Source organism: Glaciimonas sp. GNP009, from assembly GCF_054343755.1.
Window position 1 is genome coordinate 1,608,484 of record NZ_JBTGUV010000004.1, and the last position, 18,896, is coordinate 1,627,379.

Sequence of the window (18,896 nt, forward strand, 5' to 3'; positions counted from 1 at the left end):
GCAATCGACGAATACGCATTTACGCACCATCAAAATCATGAACGCTCCCATTACGCCAGAATTCTCGCCGTTAGGAAAAGTTGCCACTTACACAGCTGAATACGACCCAACGTTATTGTTTTCTATCGCACGCGCTGGCAAGCGCGAAGAAATCGGGATTCGCGGCGCATTGCCGTTTTTCGGTGTCGATATCTGGAATGCGTATGAAGTATCGTGGCTCAATTTGCGTGGTAAACCGCAAGTAGCCATCGCAACCATCACGGCACCGGCGGACTCCCCGAACATCATCGAATCGAAGTCTTTCAAGCTATATCTGAACTCCTTCAATCAGACAAAATTAGCCGATACCGATGCATTGCTGGCGTTATTGCGTGCCGATTTATCGCTTGGATTTGGTACTACCGTACAGGTAATGCTGACCACAGCGGATGCATTTGCCGCTCAAATGATCAAGGAGCCGCAAGGAATATTGCTAGATCGACTAGATATTGACGTCACCGACTATCAGCCAAAACCATCTTTATTAAAAACCGACCGACATGCCATCCCCGTCAATGAAACACTTATATCGCATTTGCTCAAGTCGAATTGCTTGGTCACCGGGCAACCGGATTGGGGCAGCGTACAAATTCAATATGTCGGTACGCCCATCGATCAGGAAGGCTTACTACAGTACTTAATCAGTTTTCGCGATCACAATGAATTTCATGAACAATGCGTCGAACGCATTTTTATGGACATCATGCAACAGTGCTCGCCTCAAAAATTATCCGTTTATGCGCGTTACACCCGTCGAGGCGGATTGGATATTAATCCTTGGCGTTGCAACTTTTCAGGTCCACCACCATCCAATCGTCGTCTCGCACGTCAGTAGCATCTATTTTTCTTCTATGTACACCTTTGATTGCTCATTGTCGAATCCGCAACTGATGCATCACCTAAATGCATCGTTTAAGGCATAGAACAGTCGCTTCGCCGAAGCACTGTTTTTTGCACCAACACCTGAACAAAAATAAAAACCGATCATCATCGTTATTTTTGCATCCAAAAAATGACGTTGCCGAGTGGGAAATGTTGCTTCCACTTTTTTGCTATTTTTAATGAGTCCCTTATGGTACAAAAAAACTACTTATATTATATAAAAGCTACGATTACTCTGATCATGATGCTTTGCTTTACCACCTCTTACGCCCAAGAAGCACAAGAAACCAGCGACAGCGCCGGTTGGTGGCAACAAACTAAAAACCGTCTTGGCAACATTACCGACAATGGCGCAGAGGAAGTGTATTTATCCGGCTACGCCTATCATGGTCGGAATACCTACACTGCCGAACGGATCAGGGAGTTGAACGAAAAAGCATGGGGCATAGGCGGTGGGCGCACATTCCGCAATGCTGATGGAAATGACGAATCACTGTATTTTTTCGGGATTCGTGATTCGCACTTTAAACCACAATTAATGGCTGGATACGCCTACGAATGGGTCTTTAATGTGCCAAAAACGCCAATCGAATTTAGCGCTGGTTACACTGCTATGTTAGTCAGTCGCCAAGATTATTTCGGTGGTTTCCCGTTTCCACTGCCTTTGCCAATTGCCGGAATCGGGACAAAAAAAGCGAAATTGATGGCCTCGTATATTCCACGCTTATCCAGCAACAAGGGTAATGGCGATGTACTGTTGTTGTTTGCTCGCTTTGAGGTCGACTAAATAGCTGCTTAAAATATAACGTTTACGTCAACCAATGCGGCAACTAGGTGCTACGAGTCAGATTCAGGCCTATAATTCTGCACAACATCACTACAGTGCAGAAACTGATTCGTAAAATGACTAATCTCGCAAAAATCCTGCCATTACAAAACGTTGTACTGGATCTGGAAGTTTCCAGTAAAAAACGTGCTTTCGAACAAGCTGGACTCATGTTCGAAAACAATTGCGGCATTGCGCGCTCGACCGTCTCAGACAACCTGTTTGCGCGCGAAAGACTCGGCTCAACCGGGCTTGGTCACGGTGTTGCAGTACCGCACGGACGTGTCAAAGGTTTGAAGGCGCCGCTCGCTGCTTTTGTGCGGTTAGCCCAGCCGATTCCGTTTGAATCACCCGACGGTGAGCCAGTCGGTTTGCTGGTATTTTTGCTCGTCCCGGATCATGCGACGCAACACCATCTTGAAATCCTATCGGAAGTAGCAGAAATGTTTTCCAGCGATACTTTTAGGGAGATACTGAATACCGATCCTGATCCGCTTTCAATTCATGCAAAGCTCATTGGATGGCAGCCAATGAGCGCCGAAAATGCGACCTAAAAGGATGCAAAATAGGCCATGATTAAATGAGATTAAAAAAATAACAATAAATAAACAAGCCTCGATACGCAGTTATAAGGACTTACACAAATTGTACACGCCGGGCATGCAGACGAAAACAATCCTAAGATAAGTCTAATAAAAGAATGTGAAGGCACTGGCAGCACGAAAGACAGTACAAAATATCATGATTTATTTGTAAAAACCGGCGTATTGGGGTGAGCGCATGCAACTCCCGATTGTAGTTAATTCGCGGCGACATCCAGATTAATCGCAGGCGGTCACTCAATGCGCAGCCCTTTAACTGTTCAAACTGCCCTCCTATGCCCTCAAGTACGCCTTTATCCATTCAACAACTATACGAAGACAATCGCGAGTCGCTACAACTCGGCTGGTTTGCCGGTTTTCCGGGCGGCGAACGCCTGATTTCAGGAGATGCGGCATCGGCAGCCGATCAAGTCGGCCATTTGAATCTGATCCATCCCGGACGAATTCAGGTTTTTGGTCATCAGGAAACGCAATACTACAAACGCCTGTCTGAGACGTCACGCGCGTATCAAACGTCAGAGTTGGTCGCTGGTGCGCCACCGGCATTTATCATCGCGCAAGGACTGGCCACGCCGCCCGACATTCTGGATATTTGCGACGAAAAAAATATACCTTTATTCTCGACACCGCTGCCGGCCGCGCAGGTAATCGATTATTTACGCGTCTATTTATCAAAAAAATTAGCACAACGCATCACCATGCATGGCGTATTTATGGACGTACTCGGCGTTGGTGTGCTCATTACCGGCGAATCCGGCCTCGGCAAAAGCGAACTTGGGCTTGAACTAATCTCGCGTAGTCACGGCCTGGTGGCTGACGATGCGGTCGAATTTGCCCGCATTGCGCCAAATATGATCGAAGGTCGCTGCCCGCCATTGCTACAAAACCTTTTAGAAGTGCGCGGCTTGGGTCTGCTAGATATCAAAACGATCTTTGGTGAAACTGCGGTCCGCCGCAAAATGCGCCTGAAACTGATCGTCCATCTGGTGCGTCGCGCCACTTTGGAAGAAAACTATGAACGCCTGCCGCTTGATGCGCATTACGATGATGTCCTGGGACTCCCAGTGCGCAAAGTGATCATACCGGTCGCCGCCGGTCGCAATATAGCGGTACTACTCGAAGCGGCGGTGCGCAATACCATTTTGCAATTGCGCGGCATCGACACGCTTAAAGACTTCATCGCGCGCCAACGCGCAGTCATGGACAGCGAAAGCGATATTTATTAAAGTAGTATTCGGGCAAAATAAGCACACGTGAAACGTTGGCGTGCCTCTGCACGCATTCCAAATGTGAAATTATTTCGCCAGATATGTTATGTTTCCCTACCAGACCACGTCCAACAGAGTTGACGCAACCGGTTTCGACGACTCTGATTGGCGCTGTATTGACGCCTGCTTGACCCTTATTTTGCACAAGCATCTTTAGCAATTTCGGTAAAAACACGACTCATGCGACCTATTAGACTATGCGAATAATTCTCATCACTGGCATTTCCGGCTCCGGAAAATCTGTCGCCCTTCGCGTTTTAGAGGATGCTGGCTACTTCTGCGTCGACAATTTGCCACCGACTTTATTACGGGAATTGGTCGCAACCCGCGTCGACGAGGACATCCAAATGCTCGCAGTTGCCACCGACGCACGTAGCGCCGATTCGTTGGCACGGCTTCCTTCCGATATTAAACAGCTAAAAGCCCAAGGTCATGACGTCAAAGTTATTTTTCTGACCGCCCAAACCGAAGCATTGATCGCACGCTTTTCTGAGACTCGCCGTAGTCATCCGTTATCGCATCGCTTACGTCCCGGCCAGAATCCCTCAGACCGTATGACGCTGACCGAATGCATCGTTGGGGAACGTGAGTTGCTGGTAGACATTGAAGGTCTTGGTCATATCATCGACACGTCTGATTTGAGTACCAACAAACTACGCGGCTGGATCAAAGATCTGGTCGATACCGAACACGCCCCGCTGACGTTGCTGTTCGAATCGTTCGCTTTCAAGCATGGCGTGCCACTCGATGCGGATCTGGTGTTTGACGTCCGCATGCTGCCCAATCCACACTACGATCCGGTCCTGCGCCCGTTGAACGGTCGCGATCAACCGGTCATCGATTTTCTTGACGAGTTGCCGCAGGTCGCGGAGTTACTGCACGACATAGCAGGCTTCATCAGCAAATGGCTTCCGTCCTTTAAACAAGACAATCGTAGCTATCTAACGGTCGCGATCGGTTGTACCGGCGGACAACATCGGTCCGTTTATATGGTCGAACATCTTGCCCAACATTTTGAAACGACCGAGCATGTAGTCCGGCGTCATCGACAACTTAGCCACGTTGTCAGTTAATTGAGCGACCTATGTCGTTCAATTAATATCTGATCAGGTTTGATGACGCAGTGGCGCATTAAACATTTCGTAGTGCGCTTACACAAAAAGATCAGCCTGGCGAAACACTGCCAGCAATAATTTTTTGACTGGCGCTGGCAACGGTGCATCTGCTAATTTTTCTGCCGAATACCAAACATACGCTGATTGCGCCGCCATATTAAGTCGGCGTTCAAGCCGGATTTCATAAGGGGAAATCTGAAGCTTGAAATGGGTGAAAACATGCAGGAAAGACTGTAATGGCTCACACGAAGCCACCGTACCAAAGGGGGCTGTCAGCCGCGTCACTGATGATTCAATATCATGCTCCATATCGAACTCTGGCAGCGATAATAATCCGCCCCAAATACCGCTATCTGGTCGTTGCTCCAGAAGTACCTGGTTTCCATCAACAATCACCAACATACCCGTTTGCTTCTCTGGAATTGTCTTTTTCGGCTTACGCACAGGCAACTCCGCCACTCTATTAGTCGCCAGCGCAACGCAACGTTGCGCCAAGGGACAAGCCATACAAGACGGTTTGCTGCGCGTGCAAAGTGTTGCTCCTAAATCCATCAGGCCTTGAGTATAAGATTCGACACCTTGCTCCGGCAACAAATCCACAGCCCGACGCCACATGGGTAACTCAATTTGCTTAGCGCCGGGGTAACCGTCAATACCGAATACGCGAGCGAATACGCGTTTGACATTACCATCCAAAATAGCTGCGCGCACACCGTAGGAAAACGCAACGATGGCCGCAGCGGTCGACCGTCCGATGCCAGGCAAATCTTCTAGCAATAAGGGATCGCTGGGAAATACACCACCGTACTCCGCCACAACGCGCTGCGCGCAGCGATGCAAATTGCGGGCGCGCGTGTAGTAACCCAATCCAGCCCAATGCGCCATCACATCCTCACTCGGCGCTTCTGCCAGACTGTGCAGGCTTGGAAAGCGCACCATAAACTTTTGATAATAAGGAATTACCGCTGTCACTTGTGTCTGCTGAAGCATGATTTCCGAGAGCCAGACACGATAGGGATCACGCGTATTTTGCCAAGGTAACGCGTGCCGTCCGTGCTGTTTCTGCCATCTAATCACAGCATCAGAAAACGTGGGATCAACGTAATGGACGAGGTGCTGATTGTTGTCTGATAGGGTCTTGCTCACGTCCGCGGCAACGACACCTTCAGCACTATTGGCAGCGATATTATTCGCAATAAGGACGCCATCACTGGCAAGAGAATTCTTCACGACACGCTTCATTTATACGGCTACTTTCAACGATTGTTTTGTGGGTTAAGCCCATCTGGCGGCGCTTATTTATGCGAAGTCAGCCTCAATTTTGCCCCATTCAACGCATTTGCGTCACTCCGATGCAGATTCGACTTTCTATTTAAAACTAACAATCGGTAACTTCTGGTCTTCGAATAAAGGTCAGTATAGTAAGCGGCTCCGATACGCCGCAGATTAATTGCCATTACTTAATTTTATTTTTGACACGTTTTACAATAAAAAGTCGAACGCTGCCCTTGCTTCATTTGCTCGATCAACGAACCGCAGACCCGACAAGGCTCTCCGGCACGATCATAGACAAAATAACTCTGTTGAAAATAGCCAGAGCGGCCATCAGCACCGACAAAATCCCGCAAAGTGCTGCCGCCTTTTTCGATAGCACGCGCGAGAATATCGCGGATCGCGCTGGCTAATTTAGCATACCGCGCCTTGCCGATCCTCTGTGCGGCAGTCTTTGGATTGATGCCCGCCTCAAATAAACTTTCACACGCATAAATATTGCCAACACCAACAACAATATCTCCAGCCAACAATACCTGCTTGATCGGTGCGCTGCGATGACGTGTTTGGGCGTACAAAATATCGCCTGAAAAAACATCTTCTAACGGTTCCAGTCCAAGCTTGGCCAACAAGACATGCTGCGCAACCGGGCCGTCTTCCATAGCATGCCAGAGTACTGCGCCAAAACGACGTGGGTCGTTCATCCGCATCAACTGCTGACCAACAACTAAATCGAAATGATCATGCTTTTTGGGGAGCGTTGCCAGTGGCAAAATACGCAAATTTCCTGACATGCCAAGGTGAACGATCAAGGTACCATGATCAAAATAAATCAATAAATATTTACCACGTCGGCCCGTACCGCGAACCGTGCGACCGCTCAGACTTAACGACAGTTCCAAGGGAAAAGGCCAACGCAGTCCACTCCGCCGTAACACTACTTCGGTAACCATCTTGCCTTCAATATAAGGCGCGACCCCACGTCTCGTCACTTCAACTTCTGGGAGTTCTGGCATAACGTACACGCATTCAAAAAAGTTAGATGATGATAACCCGATGATATCACTTTGAAAATCAGCCCATTATCTTACTGCGTAGTCACGAGTGACCATCGATTTGGCGCTCACTTCGCAATAAACACACGAACACACCTCAAAATGCCGGGTGCATTTCAGCTATGCCGTTTTTTACGCGACGTTATTGTGAACTTGGAATAGACCAGCGCCGTTAAGGCCGCAAATAGTAAGCGGATTCTAAGATAACGCGTAAACTGCAATCCCGTGGGGCAGTCGCACATTCCGCTCTGGTTGGGCGTAAAATCAAGGCTAACTTTAAAAAGTTTAGCTGCAGCAAACACTGATTTTATTAGAACTGCCCTACAACTCTGCTTTGCTAGTCAGGATAATGCCTTGAAAAAAGCTCTTGCCATTGTAACGCTCTCGACCTTGTTGTCTGCATGTGCAGGCCTGGCGCCAACCAATAGCACCGGTGATACGAAAGATACGCCCACCGAAAAAATGGCGTCGTCTGCGCCAAAATCGGATGACGACACATCCGATGCCAACGTTAAGAAGGCCGATGAGCACCTACCGTTGGTCGAATTAACCAGTGAAATTTTGTTCAAAGAGTTGAGCTCTGAGATCGCATTTCAGCGCGGCAACTGGCAATCAGCCTACGTCACATTAATGAGTGTGGCTAAACAGACCCGCGATCCGCGTCCGGCCCGTCGCGCTGCCGAAATGGCACTCAGCGCCAAACAAGCCGGCGACGCATTGGTCGCCATTCGCTTGTGGCGTGAACTTGCCCCCGATTCAGAAGAGGCAACACAGTATTTTCTCGGCTTCATCATACTGAGCAATAATCTGGCAGAAGCACAGCCAATTTTGGAACAGCGAGTGGCGAATGCCACGCCGCAAACGCGCGGATTGATCATCTTCCAAATTCAGCGTCTGTTAAGTCGCGCGCAAGACAAAGTCGCTGCCATGCGGATGCTCGAAACCATTGTAGCGCCGTATTTAAGCATGCCGGAAGCGCATCTGGCGCTGGCGCAATCAGCTTTCTCGAATGGCGACAGTCCTCGCGCAATCGAAGAAGCCAATCTCGGATTGCAACTGAAACCGGATTCTGAGCTGGCGATCCTGACTGTGGCGCAAGTCGCACCAGACAAAGTAATTGCAGGCAAAGCACTAACCGATTTTCTCGCGTCCCACCCTAAAGCGCGTGAAGTCCGCATCGCCTATGCACGCACTTTGGTCGAACAAAAAGAATACGATAAGGCCCGCGCTCAATTTGAAATATTACTTAAAACTGACAAAGAGGATTTGACCACGCTGTTGGCCCTCGGTTTGCTTAACGCCCAAATTGGCGACACCAAAACGGCCGAAAAATACCTCACCCAATATGTTGATAAACTCGAAACGCATCCAGACGAAAATCGCGATAACACCCAAGCGCTTCAGATTTTGGCCCAAATGGCTGCAGAGCGAAATGATATTGACGGCGCACTCAAATGGCTCGCCAAGGTTGGTCCGGGTGAAGCTTACCTTGACACCCAGTTAAGACGCGCGCAATTAATAGCGAAACGTGGCGATATCGATGGCGCTAGAAAAGTTCTGGCACAAATCGAAACCAATGGCGAGGGCGAAGAAGTTCAGGTTACACAAGTCGACGCACAATTCTTGCGCGATGCGAATCGCAATATAGAAGCGCTACACGTTCTCGAAGTCGCGCTCAAACACTATCCAAAAAATACCGATCTGTTGTACGACTATGCCATGGTGGCGGAGAAACTCGACAAAGTTGCCGTCATGGAGACATCGCTGCGCAAATTGATCGAAATTGCACCTAATAGCCAGCAAGCGTACAACGCACTGGGTTACTCGCTCGCCGAGCGCAATATTCGGCTCCCGGAAGCGTTGGTTCTTATTAAGAAAGCGCTGTCACTTGCCCCTCAAGACCCATTTATTCTCGATAGCATGGGATGGGTAGAATTTCGGATGGGCAATCTGACAGAGGCAGAAGTCCACCTGCGCGCGGCTTACGGTAAATTACCCGATGTTGAAATCGGCGTTCATTTAGGGGAAGTCTTATGGACTACCGGAAAAAAAGAAGAAGCACAAAAGATATGGCGCGAACTCCGGGCCAAAGATCCTAAAAACGCCGCATTAACCAGCACGCTGACACGCCTGCACGTCCGCCTATGATAATGCCTTGGATTGTCCGCCTTTGGCAGCAAAGGATGAGCACAGACATCCCGTCAGGGTTGAATGCGTTGATTTCCAGCGGCGGACTCGGATTTCATCGGAAATTAGCGAAGTTGACAAAGCGCACTACTTTTACCGCCATTAGCCTGGCTGCCGCTTTGACGATCAGCGGTTGCGCGGCACTCACAACGCCTGCGCCACCACCCGCTTCAGCTATTAATGGCGTTAGTCGTTCGTATCATCAGGCGATTGATTTAAGTGGGCGGTTGTCGGTCCGCTATCAACAGGATGGCAAAGAACAAGCGCTGCACGGCAGCTTCACCTGGGCGCAAACTAGCCAGCACACGCTCGTTACGTTGCTTTCCCCGCTGGGTCAAACTTTGGCGACCATTGATATAACACCCAAACAATCAACTCTTCATCAAGCCGGTCAGCCATCACGCACGGCAGCAGATGTCGATCTATTGACCGCGCAAGCACTGGGATGGCCACTGCCCATTGCGGGTCTGCGGGACTGGTTGCAGGGCTTTGGTACTGATGTCAATAGCAAACCCTTTAACGTCAATCCGGCCAGCGATAACGGGGTGACAACCGTTACTACCACCGATCACTGGTCCATTCAATATGCTAGTTGGCAGCCTGCAGAAGGCGCCGCCAACCCCCTGCCGAAACGCATTGATCTGACGCGCAATACCGCGCAAGCTGGCGACGTGGCTATCCGTATCGTGATTGATAGCGCGCAGCCGCACTAAATCGTGCCATTGCATTCTTACAGACCAAAGCGGCCAGTGAGATTGCGAATGGATGGCCTTAATTCAGCATGTGCGCCATTTTCGGCGCTTATTACCCGCACCTTTATCCGTTATGACCCGTACGCTTAAAAACTGCCCTGCTCCTGCCAAATTAAACCTTTTCCTGCACGTTAGTGGGCGGCGCGCAGACGGATATCATCTATTGCAGACAGTGTTTCAATTGCTTGATTACTGTGATCTGCTGGACTTCGAAACACGGGACGACGGGATCATTCAACGTATTACCGACATTCCAGGTATACCGGCGGAAACTGACCTGATCGTGCGCGCGGCAAAATTGCTACAAACGGCGATGCAAAAAAAATTAGGCCAACAACCACCCGGCGCCAACATTACCGTAAACAAAATATTGCCGATGGGCGGTGGTCTGGGAGGCGGCTCATCGGATGCCGCAACGACACTAATGGCACTAAATCACCTATGGGACGGTGGTTTCAGCCGCGCAGAGTTAATGGTGATCGGGCTGCAATTAGGAGCGGATGTACCATTTTTTATATTCGGTCAAAATGCATTTGCCGAGGGTGTTGGCGAGACGCTGATGCCAGTCGATACCCGGGATTACTGGTACATCGTCATCGAACCCGGCGTTCAAATTTCCACTTCGTTAATATTTTCGTCAGAAGAATTGACACGGACGACAAAATTGGTCAAAATAGCGGACTTTTCAGGGCATCAGGATTGCTTCGGAAAGAATGATTTACAAATCGTTGCTAGCAAGCTTTTTCCAGCTGTTGCCGAAGTCATTAATTGGCTGAACGCATATGGAAATGCGCGGATGACCGGTTCTGGTGCATGCGTCTTCTGCGCCTTTGAACAGGAAAGTCAAGCCGATGAAGTACTGAAATTAGTACCTCAACGTTGGAAAGTGTGGAAAGCTAAAGGAATAAGCTTCCATCCTTTAAAAGATTTGCTATAATCTGGTCCCTAATTCGTTGGTCATGAAATGCAAGCGCTAGATTAGCGCATTGACGATTTTGATCGACAACAAGTTGCGTAGGGGAGTCGCCAAGTTGGTTAAGGCACTGGATTTTGATTCCAGCATTCGAAGGTTCGAGTCCTTCCTCCCCTGCCATAAAGTTCTTGTGCTATCCGTATCTGTTGGTAGTACAAAATAATTAACACCAAGGCAGCAAGAGAAACAGCGTTTTATGTGGCAGCAACACCGCCCGTAGCATCGCGAAAAATACGACAATACAAGAACAAGCCGCCAACGCAAGACTGTCACAGTCGGGCATTGTCGGCTTTTTAACTTGGATTTTCAACTTGGCTTTTTAACTTTTAACGACTGTACTCAGGGATCTCCATGGCACTCGAAAACCTTATGGTTTTTACCGGCAACGCAAACCCGGAACTAGCTATTGGAGTTGCCAAACAGCTCGGCATTCCGTTGGGCAAAGCAAACGTCACCAAATTCTCTGATGGTGAAATAGCCGTCGAAATTAACGAAAATGTCCGTGGTAAAGACGTCTTCGTTCTGCAATCGACCTGCGCGCCGACCAACGACAGCTTAATGGAAATCATGTTGATGGTTGATGCACTTAAACGTGCTTCTGCTGGTCGCATTACTGCGGCAATTCCTTACTTTGGTTATGCTCGCCAGGATCGCCGTCCGCGCTCAGCGCGCGTTGCGATTTCGGCAAAAGTGGTTGCCAATATGTTGCAGGAAGCTGGCGTTGAACGTGTATTGATTATGGATCTGCATGCAGACCAAATTCAGGGATTTTTCGACATCCCTGTTGACAATATCTACGCGTCGCCCATTTTATTGGGTGACCTGGTAAGCAAAAATTATGATGATCTGCTGGTCGTTTCTCCAGATGTCGGCGGCGTAGTACGTGCTCGGGCTCTGGCAAAACGTCTGAATTGCGATCTGGCTATTATCGATAAACGTCGTCCAAAAGCCAACGTTTCCGAAGTCATGAACATCATCGGTGAAGTCGAAGGCCGTAACTGCGTGATTATGGATGACATGGTCGATACCGCCGGCACCCTGACCAAAGCAGCTGAAGTATTGAAAGAACGCGGCGCGAAGAAGGTCGTTGCTTATTGTACGCACCCGGTATTGTCCGGTCCGGCCCTCGAGCGCATCGTCAATTCTCCGCTAGACGAATTAGTGGTAGTCGACACGATTCCACTTTCTGCCGAAGCAAAAGCCTGCGGCAAGATTCGCCAATTGTCATGCGCAGAGTTGCTAGCCGAGACATTCAAGCGCATTAGCAGAGGCGACTCAGTCATGTCGCTATTTGCTGAATCGTAATATTTTTTAAGAATTTATACCCCCCGAACTGGGATTTTCCCTTTCGGTGGTGTACTTAAATCCCCTGGTCGCGGGAGATTTTTACCGCAAGATGCAAATCTTGCAAACATGGAGTTTCAAAATGAAAGTTATCGCATTTGTTCGCAAAGAGCTGGGTACCGGAGCGAGCCGCCGCCTGCGCATTGCTGGCCAAACACCAGGAATCGTATACGGTGGTTCTGACGCGCCAGTTAACCTGTCGCTCGATCACAACGCGCTTTACCACGCGCTGAAGAAAGAAGCATTCCACTCTTCGATCCTTGATCTGGAAATCGACGGCGCTGTGCAAAAAGTGTTGTTGCGCGACTTCCAAGTCCACGCATACAAACAGTTAGTCTTGCACGCAGATTTCCAACGCGTAGACGCGACACACGCGATCCACGTTAAAGTCCCACTGCATTTCATCAACGCAGACGTTTCGCCAGCAGTGAAATTGTCGGCTGGTATCATCAGCCACGTTATCACTGACCTGGACATTTCTTGCTTGCCTAAAGACTTGCCAGAGTTCGTCGAAGTTGATCTGTCCGCTCTGGATGTGGGTCACTCGATTCACTTGGTCGACCTGAAGTTGCCTAATGGCGTGACAGTTGTCAGCCAGGAAAATCTGACAATCGCAACTGCTGCGATTCCAGCTGGTAAGGTTGAAGCTGAAGTACCTGCTTCCGTTGTTGCCGCTGCTGCTCCTGCTGCAGAAAAAAAATAATGTAATTAGTCAGCATGTTTTGTGACGAGAGAACCCGCCCCTTGTGGCGGGTTTTTTTTATTACCATCCTTATACCGAACTAATCCACGATCCCTAACCAGCTATCGGACGATCCCAATCACGATAGTCGTAACATTGACGGTGAACTAACCAGATTGCAACAGTTGGGTATTTACCCCTAAAATCGATACAAGAGCGTAAAGCTGCCTAATGGGATGTAAGCAAAATGCCATTCGCGTTTATATCGCCTCAAATCCACCGCACGCTTTATTCGGAATCTCATGTCTATTCGCCTCATCGTTGGCCTCGGTAATCCCGGCCCGGAATACGAGCAAACACGCCATAACGCCGGCTTCTGGCTAGTCGACAATCTGGCGCAAGATCTCGGCTGCAGCCTTCAGCGCAAAGCTGATTTCAAAGCACTCATGGTAAAAACAAGAATTAATGCGCAAGAAGTATGGCTTCTTGAACCGCAAACCTTCATGAATCGTTCCGGCCAATCCGTCGGCGCATTAGCGCGCTTTTATAAAATTTCTCCTGAGGAAGTTTTAGTGGTACATGACGAACTGGATTTGTTACCAGGCATCGCCAAACTAAAAAAAGGCGGTTCATCCGGTGGTCACAATGGCCTAAAAGATATTACCGCTGCACTCGGAACGCAAGACTACTGGCGCTTGCGCATCGGCATCGGACACCCGCGCACCTTAAATTTACAACAGGCTGTGGCTGACTTTGTCTTGCATCGACCACGCAAAGAAGAACAACCACTCCTTGATGAGGCCATCGCAGAAAGCCTAAAAGTCATCCCAATGCTGTGCGACGGCAAATTTTCTGAAGCAACCATGCTATTGCATACCGCCAAATAAGCTCCGCTGATGCGTTGCGCCATTAGATCAAGAGAGAAATTCAGCTTCATTTGGACGCTAATCGACCCATTTTAAGACGCATTTAATATAAAAACATTGTCAACCAATTCAATTTGATAGCGTTTTAATATCGTACCGCTGCCCATGCGGTTAACACTTCAACCACTAGAAGGAGTGAAAATGAAAAAGCTACTTTGCCTTGTGGCACTTGTCCTGGGATGTATTCCGTTCGCGCAAGCACAAGATCACCGTCCAATGATGCGCCACCATCACCATTACTCTCAACACCACCACAGACCTCATCATTATCGTTAATGCGTTGTGAAGCCTCCTTTTTGTGAGGCCATCATAGTGAATGCGATGTTCTAGCTGAGATAAGGAAGCCAATATGCGTAAGCTAGGGCAATCACATCTAGGCTTATGACAATTAACGCTATCAGGATGGAATAAAGACGCTTCTAACGTTCTGCGCTTCGAGCAACTCTCGTTCGAAGCGCGTTTTCTCCCCAACCTCCATCACCGCTCGCCCTTTGCTATAAAAATGGTGTCCAATGCCCGTGTCCTACGGACTTTTATTGTCCAACAGCCCAAAAAACCTATATCCACAGTTTCGAACTAAAAAAGGGGCACGATTCGACCTTCGCCAACCAATCCAAATATCAGGAAATGTAGAGATTCGTAGAATTATCAATGTATTTTCTTGGCATGATGAGATAATCAAAATAGAAAAAATAACAACATTTCTACCGTTGTTTGAAAATGGTTATGCATACTTGCCGAGCGCATTAGCCGCTTCACACTGTATTAATGGCCGTTGTGCCTAAATGAACAGTGATGTTCTCACTGCGCGCAACACCAGATTAGGAGGAAATAATGTTTTTTCTGCGCCTGTTTTATTTTCAGAAGTATTCGGTAAAAAAATAGATGATTGCTTACAGTCTCAGCCGGAAAACAAGAGCAATCGAAATGTAGTCCGAACTACCCAAAAAAAATACGGATTGCCCCTATCACTGCCGATACAAAATACATCAATTATCTTAGGAGAATTTCTTTGGCACTGCTCCCGTTTGCACTCTCACGTCGCGCTTCTTTTTTTTCAACACTACTTTCTCTGCGCCCGGAATGCCAAGCTCGCAGAACTGGGTGGACTCTCGCTATCAGCGCCAGTATTGGGATGGGCCTGTGCATAGCGCCCGTCGCGTCTGCCTCGAATTTTTCACAAATGGTTTTTTTTGGCGATTCCTTAATGGATAGCGGCTTTTATACCGGTGTCGGTCAACAGCCATCTTTTACGACCAATCCTGATTTGATCTGGACGCAATTACTGGCACATAAAAATGGCCTGACTGCCGACCCAGCTTATGTGCTGACGCCGAATGGCGTGGTACCGTTGAGCGGAACAAATTACGCTGTTGGCGGCGCGCAAACAAGCCAGGCCTCTTTGGATCCGGCGAGTGGATACTTGACTCCCTCTATCACCGATCAGGTGAATGGTTATTTAGCCAGCCACCCTAAAGTGGATAAAAATGCCCTTTACACCGTATGGGCGGGCTCCAACGACGTTTTTGCCTATACAACCCTGAATCAGGCGGGACTAGGAGACCCAGATACTGCGGTGCAAGCAGCCACCGCACAAACGATCGTCGGACTAGTCGCGGGTGAAGCCGTTAACGTGGCAGGATTGGTGGGCGCGTTGCAACACGCTGGCGCAGGAAAAGTAATGGTATTGAATTTGCCCGATATCGGAAATACGCCACTGGCGGCTCAACTCGGATTACAGCAATTATGGACGGCTTCGACCTACACATTTAATCAAACCTTGAATCAAAGTCTGAACAAGTTAGGCGGCAATATTGTTGCATTAGATGTCTTCAGTCTGCTGGATGAAGTAATCCGCAATCCGACGCTATACGGTTTTAAAAATGTCATATCAGCGGCATGTACAACACCCGATTCTGGCACTTGCACGGCAGCTACCTTAGTAGAGCCGAACGCAAATATGACCTACCTATTCGCCGATAGCGTGCATCCCAGCGGCGCAGCGCAGGCAATCCTCGCCCAATATGCGCAGTCGGTATTGTTAGCACCAACGCAGATTAGTATGCTGGCTTCAGCGCCGTTAGTCGGCACACAAGCCCAAACGCTCGCCATCGATAATCGTTTGCGTTTATTCGGCCTGGCACCAGCAAACGTAGGCAAGCCAGAAGCCTACGCGGTAGTTGGCAATACCCAGCGTAACTACAGCAGAACCGATAATATGCAGGGCCTGGATGGTTCCGCCACGAGTGCCACAGTGGGAATTGATTACGCGATTAATCGGCAGTGGATGATTGGAACCGCGTTTGGATACGGTCAAAATAAAGAAAATTTTGGCAGCAATACCGGACACTTCAAGCTGGATCAAACCATGATCTCAGCCTATACCCAATACCGTGATGGCGCATGGGCTGTCAATGCTATCGGCTTAGCCGGTTTGCTCGACTATAACAATGTCACCCGAAGTATCTTGCTGGGTCAGGCTTTACGTAACGAAAACGGTAAGACTTCAGGTGATCAAGTACTTCTGCGCTTAGGCGCTCAATATGACTTCACACTAGGCGCCGCCGTATTGAGTCCTCTGGTTAATTTGACCTGGCAACAGATAAAGGTCGATGCATATGATGAACTGGGTAACGACAGCACAGCCATGCACTTTGACGCGCAAACACGTACATCGCTAGTATCCAGCGTTGGGCTGCAATTAACCTCCAATCAAACTATGTGGGGCTTTACGATCCAACCATTTGCCAAACTAGCGTGGGACAGAGAATTGAAAAATACGCCGGATGATGTCCGTGCGCATGTGGTCGGAATGGGTGGCAGTTTTGGGATGCCAGGGTATCAAAGCGCGGCAAACACAACCCATCTTGATCTGGGTGCGAACATCAAACTGGCAGCCGATACAACTGCCTTTGCAAATTATAGCGGTCAGTTCGCGAGTGGAAATAAAGCCAATACATTCCAGCTCGGCGTCGCTAAAATATTTTAAGTTCTGATCAAACATAAAAAAGCAAGCGCCGTTCCCTAGCACCGGAACGGCGCACCCTCTTCTACTTCTGATATTCAGGCGCGGCAAATCACAACTTTATATAAGCTCATGATAGTGAGTGACACATCATCGCCGAATCGACAAGAAATGGTCCGCTCATGACTACGCATTTTTACTCCAGGTGCGGGTGGTTCTGATTGCAACGCACGCAAGACTATTTACAGCAATTCAGCCGAACGTACCTGTTCACCGACAAAATGCATCTGAAAACCTTTACACCGCGCCTATGTTGCGTGAAAGTCGCGCTATTTGCACACAAAACCGATGTAAAGCATGATCTCGCAGATATCCAGCCGTTTTAGGTCAGCGCCGTTGGCAGAAGACCTTCCGAGAGAGTTACAATAGGCATCTTTTTGAACAAAGTCTCGATAAAATTGGTGAACGTCACCCAAGTTTGTTGGTACTGTTGCAAGTCTGTTGTGAATCCTCGTTGTGAATCTTCGTTACGCGTCCTGGCTTATTGGCACTTCGAATCGCCGACGCGCATTTAACCTGACACTGCGCCGGACCGCTTCATCTGTAACTGTTCCTGTGTAACCTATTGATCTAGAAAGATTTTCATGAGTCTCAAGTGCGGCATCGTCGGCCTACCTAACGTTGGCAAATCTACCCTGTTTAATGCACTGACTAAAGCAGGCATTCCAGCAGAAAATTATCCATTCTGCACTATCGAACCGAATGTCGGCATGGTGGAAGTACCAGACCCGCGCTTGACGTCGCTAGCCGAAATTGTCAAGCCAGAGCGGATTCTGCCTGCGACGGTTGAGTTTGTGGACATCGCTGGTCTGGTAGCCGGCGCTTCCAAAGGCGAAGGCCTTGGTAATCAGTTTCTAGCCCATATCCGCGAAACAGACGCCATCGTCAATGTAGTACGCTGCTTTGAAGATGACAATGTCATCCACGTTGCTGGCAAAGTCAGCCCGCTAGACGATATCGAAGTTATCCAGACCGAATTAGCGCTAGCCGACATGGGAACGGTCGAGAAAGCGATTCATCGCGAAAACAAAAAGGCCCGATCCGGCGACAAGGATGCAGCCAAGCTAGTCGCAGTATTAGAACGTTTGATGCCGGAATTGAACCAGGCCAAGCCAGTACGCGCTTGTGGCCTTGATGAAGAAGAAATGGCGCTGATCAAGCCACTTTGTTTGATTACGGCAAAGCCCGCGATGTATGTTGCCAATGTTTCAGATACCGGCTTCACAAACAATCCATTGCTCGATCAATTAACCGCGTACGCCGCGTCGCAAAACGCACCGATGGTACCAATTTGCGCATCAATTGAATCTGAAATTTCAGACCTCGATGAAGCCGACAAACACGAGTTTCTGGCAGACATGGGCATGGAAGAGCCGGGTCTGGATCGTCTGATTCGTGCTGCATTTAAGTTGCTCGGTCTGCAAACCTATTTCACTGCGGGCGTGAAAGAAGTCCGCGCCTGGACCATCCACGTCGGTGATACCGGGCCCCAAGCAGCAGGCGTTATTCATACTGACTTCGAACGCGGTTTCATTCGCGCACAAACAATCGCTTACGATGATTTCATTACGTATAAGGGTGAGGCTGGCGCTAAGGAAGCTGGCAAGATGCGCGCTGAAGGTAAAGAGTATGTAGTGAAAGATGGCGACGTTTTGAACTTCTTGTTTAACGTTTAGCATCTAATCTCTGAATCTGAATCGCCAACCAAAAAATGGCTGGCGATTCATTTGCCTCAAGAGATGCTACTTACTCATTTGTTCGGTAAGGACATCCTGACCGAATGCAAAGTCATTCTCCCTTCGTCAGCCCAAAAATAAGAAAACCAAATCGTTATCCGCTAAAGACGCCATGCGTTTCAGGTTTTTTAACGTTTGGTCAATTAATATCTATGGCTTTATGACGCTTTGGTCCGGGTATCTCTGGAGCGCGCAGCATTAAGCGTCGCGAT

General features: G+C 48.8%; 15 protein-coding genes and 1 tRNA gene. 14 read left to right on the forward strand and 2 right to left on the reverse strand.

Annotation, left to right across the window (positions count from 1 at the left end; genetic code table 11):
- Positions 1–37: 37 nt before the first annotated feature.
- From queF to rapZ, 5 genes are all read left to right on the forward strand, one after another.
- A complete protein-coding gene (queF, locus tag ACXX82_RS08050) occupies positions 38–874 on the forward strand; it encodes an NADPH-dependent 7-cyano-7-deazaguanine reductase QueF (RefSeq protein WP_322233479.1) in 837 nt (278 codons plus the stop codon).
- Positions 875–1,162: 288 nt separating this feature from the next.
- The gene (locus ACXX82_RS08055; RefSeq protein ID WP_322233481.1) at positions 1,163–1,708 is read left to right on the forward strand and encodes a hypothetical protein; all 546 of its coding nucleotides are present in this window, start codon (positions 1,163–1,165) and stop codon (positions 1,706–1,708) included.
- Positions 1,709–1,824: 116 nt separating this feature from the next.
- A complete protein-coding gene (locus tag ACXX82_RS08060; RefSeq protein WP_322233483.1) occupies positions 1,825–2,301 on the forward strand; it encodes a PTS sugar transporter subunit IIA in 477 nt (158 codons plus the stop codon).
- 323 nt (positions 2,302–2,624) lie between these two features.
- Positions 2,625–3,575, forward strand: a complete 951-nt coding sequence (hprK, locus tag ACXX82_RS08065) for an HPr(Ser) kinase/phosphatase (RefSeq protein WP_205323068.1) — start codon at positions 2,625–2,627, stop codon at positions 3,573–3,575.
- 239 nt (positions 3,576–3,814) lie between these two features.
- Positions 3,815–4,690, forward strand: a complete 876-nt coding sequence (gene rapZ / locus ACXX82_RS08070) for an RNase adapter RapZ (protein WP_458562733.1) — start codon at positions 3,815–3,817, stop codon at positions 4,688–4,690.
- Positions 4,691–4,768: 78 nt separating this feature from the next.
- Here the strand turns inward: rapZ and mutY are convergent, their stop codons facing one another.
- Together mutY and mutM are read right to left on the reverse strand one after the other, a co-directional pair.
- Complete coding sequence (gene mutY, locus ACXX82_RS08075; RefSeq protein ID WP_323506555.1) at positions 4,769–5,878, reverse strand: A/G-specific adenine glycosylase; 1,110 nt, start codon at positions 5,876–5,878, stop codon at positions 4,769–4,771.
- A 320-nt stretch (positions 5,879–6,198) separates the two neighbouring features.
- Positions 6,199–7,020 carry a bifunctional DNA-formamidopyrimidine glycosylase/DNA-(apurinic or apyrimidinic site) lyase gene (gene mutM / locus ACXX82_RS08080; protein ID WP_458562734.1) on the reverse strand — a complete coding sequence of 274 codons (822 nt, stop codon included), beginning with the start codon at positions 7,018–7,020 and terminating at the stop codon, positions 6,199–6,201.
- A gap of 393 nt (positions 7,021–7,413) precedes the next feature.
- Here mutM and ACXX82_RS08085 point away from each other — a divergent pair, with 393 nt between their 5' ends.
- The 9 genes from ACXX82_RS08085 to ychF all read left to right on the forward strand — a co-directional run bounded on the left by ACXX82_RS08085 (position 7,414) and on the right by ychF (position 18,624).
- On the forward strand, positions 7,414–9,207 hold the full coding sequence (locus ACXX82_RS08085; RefSeq protein ID WP_322233489.1) for a tetratricopeptide repeat protein: 1,794 nt from the start codon (positions 7,414–7,416) through the stop codon (positions 9,205–9,207).
- A gap of 35 nt (positions 9,208–9,242) precedes the next feature.
- On the forward strand, positions 9,243–9,959 hold the full coding sequence (locus ACXX82_RS08090) for an outer membrane lipoprotein LolB (protein ID WP_458562735.1): 717 nt from the start codon (positions 9,243–9,245) through the stop codon (positions 9,957–9,959).
- A gap of 112 nt (positions 9,960–10,071) precedes the next feature.
- Positions 10,072–10,935, forward strand: coding sequence for a 4-(cytidine 5'-diphospho)-2-C-methyl-D-erythritol kinase (ispE, locus tag ACXX82_RS08095; protein ID WP_458563971.1), 864 nt, complete (start codon positions 10,072–10,074; stop codon positions 10,933–10,935).
- A 79-nt stretch (positions 10,936–11,014) separates the two neighbouring features.
- Positions 11,015–11,091 (forward strand) — tRNA-Gln (locus tag ACXX82_RS08100).
- A gap of 231 nt (positions 11,092–11,322) precedes the next feature.
- Positions 11,323–12,276, forward strand: a complete 954-nt coding sequence (locus ACXX82_RS08105) for a ribose-phosphate pyrophosphokinase (RefSeq protein ID WP_205323061.1) — start codon at positions 11,323–11,325, stop codon at positions 12,274–12,276.
- Positions 12,277–12,397: 121 nt separating this feature from the next.
- Positions 12,398–13,018 (forward strand): 50S ribosomal protein L25/general stress protein Ctc, encoded by a 621-nt coding sequence (locus ACXX82_RS08110; RefSeq protein WP_322233493.1) that lies wholly within the window; start codon positions 12,398–12,400, stop codon positions 13,016–13,018.
- A 281-nt stretch (positions 13,019–13,299) separates the two neighbouring features.
- Complete coding sequence (pth, locus tag ACXX82_RS08115; RefSeq protein WP_322233495.1) at positions 13,300–13,884, forward strand: aminoacyl-tRNA hydrolase; 585 nt, start codon at positions 13,300–13,302, stop codon at positions 13,882–13,884.
- Positions 13,885–15,106: 1,222 nt separating this feature from the next.
- Positions 15,107–16,912: an autotransporter domain-containing protein gene (locus ACXX82_RS08120; RefSeq protein WP_458563972.1), complete on the forward strand. Its 1,806-nt coding sequence runs from the start codon at positions 15,107–15,109 to the stop codon at positions 16,910–16,912.
- A 620-nt stretch (positions 16,913–17,532) separates the two neighbouring features.
- On the forward strand, positions 17,533–18,624 hold the full coding sequence (gene ychF / locus ACXX82_RS08125; RefSeq protein ID WP_322233497.1) for a redox-regulated ATPase YchF: 1,092 nt from the start codon (positions 17,533–17,535) through the stop codon (positions 18,622–18,624).
- Positions 18,625–18,896: the final 272 nt, after the last annotated feature.

Coding starts and splice junctions, on each gene's coding strand:
- ACXX82_RS08105 (WP_205323061.1), top strand. CDS start 11,323: ATGGCACTCGAAAACCTTATGGTTTTTACCGGCAACGCAAACCCGGAA.
- ACXX82_RS08090 (WP_458562735.1), top strand. CDS start 9,243: ATGAGCACAGACATCCCGTCAGGGTTGAATGCGTTGATTTCCAGCGGC.
- ACXX82_RS08055 (WP_322233481.1), top strand. CDS start 1,163: ATGATGCTTTGCTTTACCACCTCTTACGCCCAAGAAGCACAAGAAACC.
- pth (WP_322233495.1), top strand. CDS start 13,300: ATGTCTATTCGCCTCATCGTTGGCCTCGGTAATCCCGGCCCGGAATAC.
- queF (WP_322233479.1), top strand. CDS start 38: ATGAACGCTCCCATTACGCCAGAATTCTCGCCGTTAGGAAAAGTTGCC.
- rapZ (WP_458562733.1), top strand. CDS start 3,815: ATGCGAATAATTCTCATCACTGGCATTTCCGGCTCCGGAAAATCTGTC.
- ACXX82_RS08060 (WP_322233483.1), top strand. CDS start 1,825: ATGACTAATCTCGCAAAAATCCTGCCATTACAAAACGTTGTACTGGAT.
- hprK (WP_205323068.1), top strand. CDS start 2,625: ATGCCCTCAAGTACGCCTTTATCCATTCAACAACTATACGAAGACAAT.
- ispE (WP_458563971.1), top strand. CDS start 10,072: ATGACCCGTACGCTTAAAAACTGCCCTGCTCCTGCCAAATTAAACCTT.
- ychF (WP_322233497.1), top strand. CDS start 17,533: ATGAGTCTCAAGTGCGGCATCGTCGGCCTACCTAACGTTGGCAAATCT.
- mutM (WP_458562734.1), bottom strand. CDS start 7,020: ATGCCAGAACTCCCAGAAGTTGAAGTGACGAGACGTGGGGTCGCGCCT.
- ACXX82_RS08110 (WP_322233493.1), top strand. CDS start 12,398: ATGAAAGTTATCGCATTTGTTCGCAAAGAGCTGGGTACCGGAGCGAGC.
- ACXX82_RS08120 (WP_458563972.1), top strand. CDS start 15,107: ATGGTTTTTTTTGGCGATTCCTTAATGGATAGCGGCTTTTATACCGGT.